Source organism: Aquiflexum balticum DSM 16537, assembly GCF_900176595.1.
In the GTDB taxonomy this organism is placed as follows: Bacteria; Bacteroidota; Bacteroidia; order Cytophagales; family Cyclobacteriaceae; genus Aquiflexum; species Aquiflexum balticum.
In genome coordinates this window covers 1,522,020-1,536,105 of record NZ_LT838813.1, presented here as the reverse complement: position 1 = coordinate 1,536,105, position 14,086 = coordinate 1,522,020, and the positions used below count along the sequence as shown (strand labels likewise).

General features: G+C 39.7%; 6 protein-coding genes. All 6 read right to left on the bottom strand.

The features are described 5' to 3' along the window. The 6 genes from B9A52_RS06750 to B9A52_RS06725 all read right to left on the bottom strand — a co-directional run bounded on the left by B9A52_RS06750 (nucleotide 1) and on the right by B9A52_RS06725 (nucleotide 13,878). On the bottom strand, nucleotides 1-1,851 hold the full coding sequence (locus tag B9A52_RS06750) for a potassium channel family protein (RefSeq protein WP_084119580.1): 1,851 nt from the start codon (nucleotides 1,849-1,851) through the stop codon (nucleotides 1-3). A 1-nt stretch (nucleotide 1,852) separates the two neighbouring features. Next, nucleotides 1,853-3,577 carry a potassium channel family protein gene (locus tag B9A52_RS06745; protein WP_172805175.1) on the bottom strand — a complete coding sequence of 575 codons (1,725 nt, stop codon included), beginning with the start codon at nucleotides 3,575-3,577 and terminating at the stop codon, nucleotides 1,853-1,855. A 116-nt stretch (nucleotides 3,578-3,693) separates the two neighbouring features. Next, the gene (locus B9A52_RS26450; RefSeq protein WP_084119578.1) at nucleotides 3,694-7,218 is read right to left on the bottom strand and encodes a sensor histidine kinase; all 3,525 of its coding nucleotides are present in this window, start codon (nucleotides 7,216-7,218) and stop codon (nucleotides 3,694-3,696) included. After that, entirely contained in the window at nucleotides 7,215-9,200 is a 1,986-nt protein-coding gene (locus B9A52_RS06735; protein WP_172805174.1) for a sensor histidine kinase, read from the bottom strand. Before B9A52_RS06735 ends, B9A52_RS26450 begins: the two co-directional genes overlap by 4 nt. Before the next feature lie 11 nt (nucleotides 9,201-9,211). Continuing rightward, entirely contained in the window at nucleotides 9,212-11,866 is a 2,655-nt protein-coding gene (locus B9A52_RS06730; RefSeq protein ID WP_172805173.1) for a sensor histidine kinase, read from the bottom strand. A gap of 29 nt (nucleotides 11,867-11,895) precedes the next feature. Beyond that, a complete protein-coding gene (locus B9A52_RS06725; RefSeq protein WP_172805172.1) occupies nucleotides 11,896-13,878 on the bottom strand; it encodes a tetratricopeptide repeat-containing sensor histidine kinase in 1,983 nt (660 codons plus the stop codon). Nucleotides 13,879-14,086: the final 208 nt, after the last annotated feature.

Genomic DNA, 14,086 nt, shown 5'->3' with positions numbered 1-14,086 from the left:
TCAGTTCAACAGTTGGCTAATTAATGAAACACTAAAAATTGTCAGCATAAACCAGCCGATAAATCCCTGGATAATCGCCAAGTATCGCGGTAATCCCTTGATGGGAATCTCCCCAAAACCCAAGGTGGTAAAGGTGTTGATGGAAAGCATGAGTGCATTGAGGACCTTGATCAGCAGGTCATAAACCAAAGCGATCAAGAATCCCCCAACCAATAGAAAGGACTTCCAAGCTTTTTGGCCAGCCGGTAGATCTTCCCAAGTTCCTTTTAGAATATCAACTTTGCTCAGGATTTTAGCACTGATTTGCGTTCCTGAAACAGCCCATTGGTAGAGCGGAAGGGCAGTGACAGAAAAAAACCTTGGAACTGACTTTTCAGAATTGGTGATGATGGATTTGAATTCCTCATAGCCTAAGAGATCCAGTTTTTTTTCTTCCAGGTAGACTTCATGAATTCCGGCATTTCTCTGGAGGTATTTGAAAAAGAATCGGTAACGATCAACGATCCGGTTTTTACCATGCGCATCCCAGGAATTTGGGAAAAGGAGATAGATTAAGGCAAATGCAAAAATCACATAGACTGAAAAGACAATGGCTTTGGAGGGCTTGGTGCCATAATCTGAAAACAGCTTGAGAAACTGGTTGATCTTCCAGGTGAAAAAAGTGTCGAAGGAAGGATCTGCTTTGTATTCAAATCCCAGTCTTTTGGTTTCTAGGTCTTTGAGCCGAATATAAATTTGATTGGCAAACTTGGTTTGATGAAGATTTTTATAGTGGTTAAAAAGCATTCCCAGATTTGTAGTTTCGGATAGATAGGCATCCGGATTTTCTACAAGAAAAACCTCCTCGTATAAACTTTGCAGGCTGTCCGAGTGATACAGTTCTAGTTCGGTAGGCCTTTTAATTTCAGAGTCCCTTGGGTATTGTTCAGAAAGGAACATACCGTAGGATTCTCCAAATCGTATCCCACCCTTAAATTGACTAAATTCAATTATCTGATTGGGTGAATATCCACTTGGCTGAAAAATTACCTTTTTAAAAATTTCATTTTTTTCGATATCAAGAAAGAAATTTGATTCCGGCCTTCCTGTTATAAGATTTAGTAGGCTGTTTCCAAACCTATTTTCGGAGACTACCAACAGGTTGCCAGAAGTCATCAGTAAAACAAATCCCTCTTCTTTAAACTCATTTTCATATATTAAAAAATCACCAAATTGGTGGCCTATGGCAGAAAGGCTGGTTTTTCCTCTTAACCTAGTGATATTTCCCTCATCATTTGGCCAAAATACATTCTCCGAAAGCTGGATAGATGTATTTCCTTTGGATTCTTGATAGTTGCAATTAAAAAATAAAGATAAACCTTGGCGGAACTCGGAATTTTCAATTCGGATATTGTCAATGACTTGTTGCTCTTGCTCAAGTTGGTCCAATAAAGAACAGAAAAATCCAGTTCCTGCAATTTGGACTGGACCATCAAATTGACAATTGCTGAAATGTAGTGCAGCGGTATTACGAATGCTTACATTTTTGGTGAAATGGATTTTAGCTAAATATCCCCGTGAATAATTCCCCGGACCAAAATAAAGGGGATTCTGAAAATGAACATTGTCTAAAATCAATTCTTTATCTACAATCAAAAGTTCTTCACGAACAGGTATTCCGAATGGCTTCAGCATGAAAAGGGAATCCTTTTCCAGGTCCGGTTGGATAATGGCATTTTCGAAGCGGAAAACTGAATCTTTTTCTTCTTCGATCATTTTAAAAAACTCTGTATAGGAGAAATACCGATAGGTAGTTTCCTGAGCGCTAAGAGCTACTGGAAGAAAACAGAAAAGGATCAGTAGCTTCTTCATATCAGTTCAATAATTGAGAGATCAATGAAACAGAGAAAATCGTCAACATAAACCAGCCGATAAATCCCTGGATAATCGCCAGGTATCGCGGTAATCCCTTGATGGGAATCTCTCCAAAACCTAGCGTAGTGAAGGTATTAATGGAAAGCATGATGGCGTTTAGGATTTTGATAAGCAAATCATAAAGCACCGAAATGATAAAAGCCCCGATTAATAGAACCGATTTCCAAAAGCGTTTATGAGTTGGAAGATCTTGCCAGGTGCCTCTCATGATATCCACGCGTTTAAGCAAAAAAGCTGAAAGTCGAGTACCTGAAACGGCCCATTTATAAAGGGGCATTGCGGTGGCTATGAAAAATCCGGGAATGTATTTTTCTGCTTGGAGCATATAGGCTTTAAAATCTTCAGCTTCCAACATTTCCTTCTGTTGCTCTTCCAGATACACATCATGAATTCCGGCATCTTGATTCATATACTTGGTAAAAAATCTATACCGATTCATAATCCGATTTTTGCCATATTTATCCCATGAGTTTGGAAAAAACAGGTAGATCAAGGCAAAAGCCAGGATGACATAAACAGAAAAAATAATGGCTCTTGCAGGACGCGTTCCGTAAAGGGAAAAGACCTTTAAGAAGCGGTTGATCTGTAAAGTAAAGAAGTTATCGAAGGTGGGATTTGTATTGTAAAGGTATTTGAGTCTTTCTGTTTCCAGGTTTTTGATTTCGATATAAACCGCATTCTTGTTTTCATGATCGAACGTGGCACTGTAGTGATTATAGAGAATCCCTCTAATCGCATTTTCCCCTCGATAGACCTCTTGGTCTACCACTCGAATAGAATCGTAATAAGGTGCCAGCAGTTTTTCATCGTTAAAAGTGATGTTTTCAAACCTACTACCATACTCCACAAAATCTCGATTGCTGATAAGTTTGCCATCGAATTGGTCCCAACCTATTCTATATTTGGCGCTGAGCTCCTGGATAGAAAGTTGTACATAGGGGCCAAATGCATTGTTGGTTATATCCAATTCATTGATACCAATTAAATCTGTAATTTGTATCTCGGCAATCGCGCTGTCCAGTTGATTGTTGCTAAAACTGGTCACTTGGTTATTTTGAGTTGTAAAAAATATTCTCCCCTTCCCGTAGAGTTGATTGCCCTCAAATACGGTATTGAAGGAGCCCCGCCCATAGATAAATATATTTCGTCCATATCTTTCATTCTCCTTATCGTTGAGGTAAAAGATGTTGTTTCTAAGACCAATAATTAAAGTAGTAATATTATCTCCTGGGAGAAAGCTCGGAAAGAATCGCGATTGATCATAAAAAGTAGAATTGAAAATTTGGATCCCATCCATATCAGGAAAGGACTTATAAGCATGTTGGAGTCCAGGTCCATTTGCTACTGCATCAATCCCTGTTTTAAATGTGCATTGGTTAAAGGTAATTTCACCACAATGCCTAAGCCTCACTTTTTTTTCGAAAACAATGTGTTGTATTACTCCATTTGAGATAAGGTTACTTTGTCCTTCAAATTGACTTAAAAAATGGACGTTAGTCAATCGGATTTCAGCCTTTATCGTCCTTTGTGGAGCATTTTTTTGAATAGAATAGGTACCCAATCCGTCGTTCAAATCGTTGATAAACGCAGAATCTGTTTCTGGATTAAAGGTGATGACCGCATTCTCATAGGTAAAAATGGAATCCTTTGAGGCTTCCATCATTTGAAAGAATTCAGAGTAAGAGAACTCTTTATATTCGATATCCTGAGCGAAGGCAGAGCCAGTAGCTAAGCTTAAGATCAGTAAAAAACAAAGTAGTATTTTGCGTAAAAAGGAGATCATGAATCTTTTATGATTAGGAGTATAATTTTCATTTCCGTGCCTTTTCCTTCTTCGCTAACGACTCTCAACTCTCCTCCATGCGCTTTGATAATGTCGTAAGAAAGAGAAAGTCCCAATCCCGTCCCAGACCCTGTTGGTTTGGTAGTGAAAAAAGGTTGAAAGATCTTTTCTTTGATCGAATCCGGAATTCCATTTCCATTGTCTTTTACAGAAATCTCAATTCCATTTTCAGTCTTGCTTGAACTGACAATCACCTCCGGTTTATAGCCTTCTCCCCGATGACTATCGGGACCTGACTTGGATTTTTCATTGACTGTACTTCGACCTCGCTCAGCACAGGCGTAAAAAGCATTGTTTACCAAGTTCAGAATTACCCTGCCGATATCCGAGGCCACCACATTTACCTTTGGTAGATTAGGGTCGAGGTCTAGTTTATAGTCTGTATTGAAGGATTTGTCTTTGGCTCTGAATCCATGATAGGAAAGTCGGACGTACTCATCCGCCAGGGCATTCAAGTCGGTCGGGGCTTTTTCACCAGTACTCGTCCTGCTGTGTTCCAGCATTCCTTTGACAATGGCATCTGCACGCTTGCCGTGATGATTGATCTTTTCTAAGTTTTTCTTTATGTCCTCCAGAATCTCGTCCTCGATTTCGTCTTCCTCTGTCCTTGGTCTTGTTTCTTGGCTCTTGGTTCTTGTCTCTTTAACTTCATCCAAAAGCTCCGCACTCACTTCCGAAAAATTATTCACAAAATTCAGCGGGTTTTGGATCTCATGCGCAATGCCTGCAGTCAGCTCTCCGAGTGAGGCCATCTTTTCAGATTGGATGAGTTGGGCCTGGGTGGATTTGAGGTGTTCGAGGGATTCTTTCAGTTCGGAAGTTCGATGTGAAACTTCCTGTTCCAGCAATGCCTTCTCGGTTTTCAGCTTATTGGTTCGCCAGCGGATAAAGCCTGTAATGGCCCCAAAAAATAAGAAAGCATACAACAAATACGCCCACCAGGTGCGGTACCAGGGAGGCAGCACCCGGAAAGAATAGCTCATTTCACTCCAGATGCCATAAGGGTTCAGGGCCTTTAACTGAAAGGTATAACTGCCCTCCATCAGGTTGCCAAAATTGGCGGTATTGTTTTTGCTCAAAGGACTCCAGGCTTTGTCAAAACCATCCAGGTAATACTGATATAGGGTGCTTTTGGAGAAGAAAGGGTCAATAGCTGTAAACTCAAAACTTAATGAATTAGCTGAAAAAGGAAGTTCCAGGCCTATCGGTATAAAATCGAAAGGGATTAAACTGTCATAGCTTATGGAAGAAAAGGTTTCTTTTAATGCCTCAATTTCCTCTGTTGATTTCTCTTTTCCGAACCGGGAAATCATTTCTGTCTTTGAGATCAGACTATCCTCTGAGTAATTTTCATTTAGCTCGGACCAAACCAAGGATTCGCCATTGACAAGTATGGTATTCAAGTGGATTGGGAATGGGTTACTGTTTTTCTTGAGGGTTTGGTAATCAAATCTTGCAAGATCACCGCTATTTGTGGACATCCATATCAACCCTTGTTGATCTACCAAAAAAGCATTATAGGAAGGAATAGGGAAACCTTGGTTAGCAGAAAAGGTTTCTACCTGGAGTTCTTTGGTTTGGTCGTTGTAGCTAGCGGCTATAAGATAGTCCGAAAACTGGCCTTTTATCCAGAATTTATTGTTAGTCGAATCTGGTATAATGCTTCCAATAATTTTTTCTACTATGCCTTCAGGTCTGCCATAATTTCTGAATTTCTTACCATCAAAAATACTTAACCCGTTATCTGTTCCGATCCAAATGTTTCCTTTGGCATCTGACTGAACAGTATTGATGAAATCGTTTGGCAGGCCGTCCTGAGTGGTGTATTTTGTAAATATTCCTTTATCGAATTTCCAAAGTGCCTCTCCAGTACCAATCCAGGCGGCGCCAGAGGTATCTGTACATACAGATGTAGCCCTTAAACCAATCTTTGATGGAGTTGTTACTTTTAAGAAATCTTTGCCGTCGAATTTATAGAGACCTCCCTTTTTAAAATCCTGATCCCAGATATCTAACCAAAACGTCCCTGCCGAATCAACGTGATATATTTTAGATAAAAATGCATCCAGATCATAGGATTGGAAAAACTCAGCGTCGAATTTTGTCAGCCTCCCGCCAAACTGTGTAAACCAAATATTACCTTCTGGATCTTCTGCAATTGAAAGTATACGGTTTTCACGGCTATCCTTCGTCTGCTTTTTGAGAAAGTCGTATTGGGTAATCGTAGTTCCATCAAAATGGATTAACCCCTTAGTTAAGGTGCCCAGATATATATCACTATTTCTTGCCTGATACAGATTTATGATTCGTGATGTGTTATCCCCGCCATCGAATAGGTTGTTATAGGTTTTGATCGTCTCATCAAACCTCCCAATTAAACTTTTAACCGCGATCCAGGTATGATCATTGTTATCGCTCTTGAGCGTAAGCCCTATTGAATTATTGAACAAAGAAGAGTTTTCAAATTCCAGCGTAAGGGTACCCTTGCTCTTTTTTATACCTTTATCAGTGATGTTCCAGACAAAATTATTTTTATCGATAAACAGCCCCCTACTATCCTTATTAAGTGATGTTGCTTTTTTATTATCAATTCTATAGGTGCCTGACGTTGTACTGGCGTAGAAGGTGTTGGAGTCGGTAACATTTATCGCAAGTATTCTAGTCTCCGGCAGAATAGTTTTGAGCTCTGTAGTTTCAAAATACCCAGCCTTAATGCGTGTTAGGATTGCATTATAATAATCAAAAATAAATAGACCTTCGTCGCCGAGATCCTGAAGTGAAGCCTCATCATTTATGGATAAATCACCATATTCAAAGGACTCCACGACCTCTTCTCCCACATATTTCATGATTTTTCGCTCCAAAGAATTTATCACCCAAATTGATTTGTCTGCTCCTGCAAACATGCCTAAGCCAAGTGAAGTTTTGGAGACTTTAGTTTTAACCTTTAGCCCCGCGACATCTTTACATCGAATACCATCAAAAATCATTATTCTGTCTTCTATGCTGTCATTGGCTGTTTTAAATCCATGAATCCAGAGGTGATCATTTTTATCAATAAGTATGCTCCTTGTTGTAAGGTCTGTACCAATCACATCAAACTCCTTAAAACGGCTTCCATCGTATTGCAGCGAGGTTGAGGTATTTATCCAAACATTTCCTTTTTTGTCAAACCCTAATTGTGGGTAACCCTCAGGAGGTAAACCGTCTTTCGGAGTGATTGAAGAAACTGCCTCCTTTCCATACTCCGCTTCAAGCGAAAACTTCCTTTGACTCGCGATATAAGCTTCTTTTGGGATTTTGGGTCCGAGCTTGAATTGAACTATTTCCGGCTCCGGAAAAGAATCTTTAAAGGTTATGCCTAATTGCTTTTCTGAAATGGGCTCATTTTCAGTTTCGGGTGCTTTTGTGCAACTTAAGGCTGAGGCAATTAGCGCTATAAAAAGTGTGTTTTTTATCATTTGGCTGGAAGTATTATGGTTATGGTGGTGTATTCTCCTTCGGAACTCTCAACCCTCAACTCCCCCCCATGCGCCTTTACAATATCATAAGATAAGGATAATCCCAATCCTGTCCCAGACCCTGTCGGTTTGGTAGTGAAAAAAGGTTGAAAGATCTTTTCTTTAATCGAATCCGGAATTCCATTTCCATTGTCTTTTACAGAAATCTCTACCCCTAAATCCCCTGAAGGGGACTTGACCGTAGTCGTTTTGAGAATTACAGTTGGAGCTAGGACAGCACCCCCTTGAGAGCCTGTCCCGATGTTTCGGGAGGGTTGGGGGGTAGATTTCGATTTTTCATGAACCGCGTAGAATGCATTGTTTACCAAGTTCAAAATCACCCGTCCGATATCTGAGGCCACCACATTTACCTTTGGTAGATTAGGGTCGAGGTCTAGTTTATAGTCTGCATTGAAGGATTTGTCTTTGGCTCTGAATCCATGATAGGAAAGTCGGACGTACTCTTCAGCCAAGGCGTTCAAGTCGGTTGGAGCTTTTTCACCAGTACTCGTCCTGCTGTGTTCCAGCATTCCTTTGACAATGGCATCTGCACGCTTGCCGTGATGATTGATCTTTTCTAAGTTTTTCTTTATGTCCTCCAGAATCTCGTCCTCGATTTCGTCTTCCTCTGTCCTTGGTCTTGTTTCTTGACTCTTGGTTCTTGTCTCTTTAACTTCATCCAAAAGCTCCGCACTCACTTCCGAAAAATTATTCACAAAATTCAGCGGGTTTTGGATCTCATGCGCAATGCCTGCAGTCAGCTCCCCAAGCGATGCCATCTTTTCGGATTGGATGAGTTGGGCTTGGGTGGATTTGAGCTGATTAATTGATTCTTGTAGTTGGAATGTCCTTTCCAAAACTTTATTTTCCAATTCCTCCTTAGACAACTTTAGTGAAAAAGCCATTTCATTAACATTTTTAGCTAATGAACCGATTTCATCTCTATTAAAAATAGGAACTTTGACATTAAGGTCTCCTTTTTCTATGTGCTGGACTCCATTCATCAAAAGTGATAAAGGCTTTAATATTCCAATTCGATAAAAAAGAAAAAAGGCGACTAAAATAAAAATGGCAGAACTTGGGATTATCCAAACAAAGAGACTCAACTTTTGCTGTAACTCTAAATTTGATTCACCCCAAGTACTTTCAGGACTCGAAGTCCCAAAAAGAATAAATGGCATAATACCAAGTATAACAAGAATTGCTGATAATGGAAGTATAACTAGTTTTACTTGGATGGAAGTAATCTCTTGGGTAAAACTTATATGAATCATCATTATTCCCAATAACAAAATCATTTGTCCTGAATGATAAGTGATCGGGGATTTGGTAATTAATAATAAAAAAAACCAGCAAATACTTAATACAGCAAAAGCTCTTATTGCAGTTACTTTATGATCTATATAATTTGAGGAATTATCTCCATCTTTTTCATTAGCTCTAACTAGTGCTTTTTTCAGGAAATAAAATCTTCTTAACAAAACAACAAAAACCCAAAATATTACTACAGTGTGGAAAGAAATAGTTTTGAAAAAAAAGTTAGCGCCAATTTTAGGTAACTGATAAATGATATCGTCAATTAAGATAGCAACAACTAAAACTCCAGCAATAATAATCGCAAAAACGCCTTCTCTTGGCCAGGGCTTGCCTCTATAATTATATGCTACCCATATCCAATAAAGCATCCAAATAGAAAATAAAGACAGATGGATCACTCTAAAAATGCTATAAATTGGAGGTGAACTTGACGTTACAGCCAAATCAACAAAATAAGTTGACATCAATATTCCAATAAAGCCTACCATCATCCAGGTGTCTTTCGTTTTTCCTTTAAGACTTAAGAAATAAGAAAAAATAAAGAGGGAAAGTATAAATTCAGCAAAAGCCGCTATAAAAGAGGGATGAAGCCTATATAAATCACTATCGAAAAGTTGAGACATCATATGATTAGTATTTATATGTGGATAGGCAGGTTTATAATTATTTTAGTAAATACATTTTCTTCACTTTCCACCCTCAACTCCCCTCCATGCGCCTTCACTATATCATAAGATAGTGACAAGCCCAAGCCAGTTCCGGAACCCGTTGGTTTGGTAGTAAAGAAAGGCTGGAAGATTTTTTCTTTGATGGAGTCGGGGATGCCAGGGCCGTTGTCGGAAATGGAAATCAGGATTGAGTCGCCAAGGCTTTTGGTGGTAATACCAACAGTCGGATGATTTAAGGGAATATCGAATTTTGAAGTGTCAGTACTGATCGAAGTTAAAGTACAAGCGTAGAATGCATTGTTGAGAATATTCAACAATACTTTCCCGATATCGGGTCGGACCAATTCTATTTTGGGGATTGTTGGATCAAGCTCTGTGATAAGCTTTATATCGACCCCTTCATTTTTGGATTTGAAGGATTGGTAAGCCAGGTTCAAATACTCGCTTGCCAGACTATTGATGTCGGTCAATTCCTTCTCCCCCGAACCGGTCCTACTATGCTCCAACATCCCCTTCACTATCGCATCTGCCCGCTTCCCATGATGATTGATCTTTTCCAAGTTTTTCTTAATATCCTCCAGAATCTCGTCCTCGATTTCGTCTTCCTCTGTCCTTGGTCTTGTTTCTTGGCTCTTGGTTCTTGTCTCTTTAACTTCATCCAAAAGCTCCGCACTCACTTCCGAAAAATTATTTACAAAATTCAACGGATTCTGAATCTCATGGGCAATGCCGGCTGTGAGTTCTCCAAGAGAAGCCATCTTTTCGGATTGGATGAGTTGGGCTTGGGTGGATTGCAACTGCAAAAGTGTTTTCTGCAACGAATCTCTTTGTTGACTTAATTCCTGGTTGGTTTTCTTCCTGGAAACACTATTTCGATAGATTATAACAGAAAACACCAGCAAGAAGACCAACAATATGCCTGCCATTACAAGAATGATGCGTTGATTTTCATTTTCACTTTCCACCATTTTACGCTGAGTATCCAACCGGTCAATTTCATGCTGACTCTCTTTGATCGCTCCAGCCACTTGCATCTCAGTAAATTGAATTTGGTTATTCAGCCGCTCGTTTTCTGTCACCAGTCCTTGGTTAATTTTCAAATATTCGATAGCCTTGCCCAACTGCCCGGTTTCTTCATAGAGCTCCGCCACCAATGCTGACCCGGAGATCATGGTGATAGTCCAGGTGGTTTCGGTTGCGTATTGATATGCTTGAAGGGCATACTGCAATGCTTTTTCATAGCTTTTCCTTTCCTTAAAATTCTTAGCGATTGCGAGTGCAGAATAGCTAGCACCTCGAAAATCTGCAATAGATAGCAGCAGGTTCAGCGCACGAAAATTATCCTCCAAAGCCTGTTCTACGTTGCCAGTTTTGTTTTGCATGGTTGCCTTTTGTTGAAAATAAAAGGCGAAAAGTTGCTTATTCAATCCAGAGTTAAGATTATTTCCGAGGTATTTGAAGTAGTGATCCATGGCTACATTAATACTGTCAGGAATGCTTGAAGCTTCGGAAAGGCCAGCTTCATTATTCATAGCATCCTCATTTAACCTGTGCTTTGTTTGAACATAAAGCCAATACACCTTCTCTATTCCTTTGGTAAAATTCATTTGTTGGTGAAAGTGTATAGCTTTTTCGCAATTCTCGACAACTTTAGTTCGCAACTCCGGTTGCCGAACAGAGGCCCGTTGATAGATTGATGCGGCATGATAATAGCAAAATGATTGAAGGTTTGTTTCTCCAAGCTGTTGCAATAACTCAATGGAATTTGAATTGTAGCTCAGCCCTAAGAAGAACCGGTTATTGCCCCCGTAATTTCGACTGAGCATATGATATCCCCAGGCACGGTTAAACGGATCTTTGATGTTTGAAACCTGATTAGCAAGCGACAATTCAATTTCAGAGGTCTGGTTGATTTGTTGATACCACAAGTCTGCAAGCTGCTGGATTTTCATCACAAGATTGAGCAGGATTTCTTCCGATGTTTCCCGATAGCTATCGGGATAAAGGTTGAGCACCTCGTCCCGATGAATCTGGTATTTGCGAATTTCTGCTGTCTCTCTATAGGTATTGCCTGGCAGTTTCCACCATCTGTACATCATGGCTAATTCTGCATGGAGATGCCTTACAGAAAAGGTATCTTTTAACGCCTCATAATATTTCAACGCCTGCTCATAAGCATCTATAGCTACCCCGGCAGTGTCGCTCTTAATGTCCTTACCCCCCTCAATATTTCCCCATCGGCTAAACTCATGATGTTGTTTTAAAAGCCAGTCGGCTTTCACCTGGTTTGCTTCTTTCAGTTGTGAATAGGAGTGAAGAAATCCCAAAGCCTCATGGAAATAACCCAGGTCTTGGTCGTTGCCTGATACTTCAGCGATCTCTTTTAATCTTTTTGTGGCTTCCATACCATCAATTATCCGGAGGCTGTCGAAACACATTTGTGCATATAAGGATGTTAGTCTGGTATATTGCGGATCATTTTCCGAAAGCTGACTTACATAAACTTTAAGACTATCAATTTGATCAGGTGGAACGGTTGAGTTTTGAGAGAAGCCTGGCTGACTCAAAGTCCACCCGAAAAGGATCATGGGCAGGATATGCCAAAACCGTGTATACTGGATCATGATGCGATTGAATATTTGATTTTCTTTTTTCATCCTTTCAGGGGAAATGAGATAATAAACTTGCTTCCATTACCAATAATAGTTTCCACCTTCAACTCCCCACCATGCGCCTTCACAATATCATAAGATAAGGATAATCCCAATCCTGTGCCTTGTCCTGTAGGTTTAGTTGTGAAAAAAGGCTGAAAGATTTTGTCTCTGATGGCATCGGGGATGCCGGGGCCGTTGTCGGAGATGGAGATTTGTACCCACTTCCTCTCGCTACCCCCAGCCCTCCCGAGGTCTCGGGACAGGCTTGAAGGGGAGCCCTCCCGCAGCTTAGTGGTAACGATGACCATTGGCTCTAGGGACAGGGCATGTCCTGTCCCTACAGCATAAAAAGCATTATTAAGAATATTCAACAATACCTTGCCGATATCGGCTCGGACCAGTTCTATTTTGGGGATTGTTGGATCAAGCTCTGTGATAAGCTTTATATCGACCCCTTCATTTTTGGATTTGAAGCTTTGGTAAGCCAGGTTCAAATACTCGCTTGCCAGACTATTGATGTCGGTCAGTTCCTTCTCCCCCGAACCAGTCCTGCTATGTTCCAACATCCCCTTCACAATCGCATCCGCCCGCTTTCCATGGTGGTTGATCTTTTCCAAGTTCTGCTTGATATCCTCCAATATCTCATCCTCGATTTCGTCCTCCTCTGTCTTTGGTCTTGTTTCTTGGCTCTTGATTCTTGTTTCTTTGATCTCCTCAATCAACTCAGCACTCACCTCACTAAAATTATTCACAAAATTCAAGGGATTCTGAATCTCATGGGCAATGCCAGCGGTCAGTTCGCCGAGAGAGGCCATCTTTTCGGATTGGATCAGTTGGGCCTGGGTGGATTTGAGGTTTTCCAGGGTGTTTTCCAGCTCTGTTTTTTGCTGGTTTATTACTTCATTTTTTGAAGTTAAAAGTTGATTTTTTCTACGTGACCTTTTATAAAAAATGATCAGTAAAACCAGAATAAGTATGCTAAAAATGAAGAGAACAATATATGTGATGTTTTGAGCTTGCTTTTTTTGAATCTCTAAATCTTTTGTCTCTAATTCTAGATTTTTCTTTTCAATGATATAGTCGCTTTCCAGTTGGGTTAATTGATTTTCTTTGTCAATAGTATAGAGACTATCTTTTAAGGTATAGTACTTATTTAGATATTTTACCTGATCTTCGAACGACTTGCTTTCCTCGTATAGTGAAGCTAGATTTTTGTAATTCTCCAAAAGTATTTCAGGAGATCCTGCTTCAACTCCGTACTTTATACTGAGATTAAAATTCTCCAGCGCTGATTGATAATTACCTAATTGAAAATAGGTCGAAGCTATATTGTTGTAAAGTGCCCCAAGCGAGAATGGATCATTTTTAGATAAATATATTTGCAAGGCTTTCTCAAACTGGACCAACGCTTCTTGGTTTTTATTCTGATGTTTTAGCGATAGCCCCAGGTTAGTGAGAGATGAGCCTATTTCATTTGAATCATTGATTTTTAAAGCAATCTCCAATGCCTTTTCCAATAAAATGACTGCAGAATCAAGTTTCCCTTGCTGATCATAAATTATCCCTTTTTTTGTGTAAAAGTTACTGATCTGCGAGCTGTCATTTTCTTTAATTACTAATTGTTCCGCTTTATTCAAGTATTCAGTCTGCTTAGAAACATCTTCATTGCTGGTATATAAGTTCACAATGGAAAAGTAGGTGTTAACCAGGCGCCAGTTATCATTCAGGCTCTCATAGATCCGAGCGGATTTTAAATAATTATCCAAGGCATCAGGAAATTCTATTAAAAGGCGATAGGTGTATCCCTTAGCAAAATGAATGTTGGCAATTTGCAAACTATCATTGGCATTGACAGCGGCCTTCAAACCGGCATCAAAATATTCCAATGCTTTTTTTTGGTTGACATTTTGATAGTAGTAGCCTAACTGCTTATTAATGTAAATTTTAGCACTGTCTGTTGATGCAGTTTCTAAATCATTCATTAATTGTAATACTCGCTCGTTTTGTCCAAATAACTGAAAGTTTACGATTAGAGATAAAACAAGTAATAACCGTAATAATTTAGTTCTATACCACTTATCTTTTTCAGTTTCCTTGTATGTTTTTCTAAGTAGTATCGATTCTTTTACCTTTACTTTTCCAATAAAATGATTTAGGAAGGTTTGGGCTGCGGGTTTTGATCTTTCACAG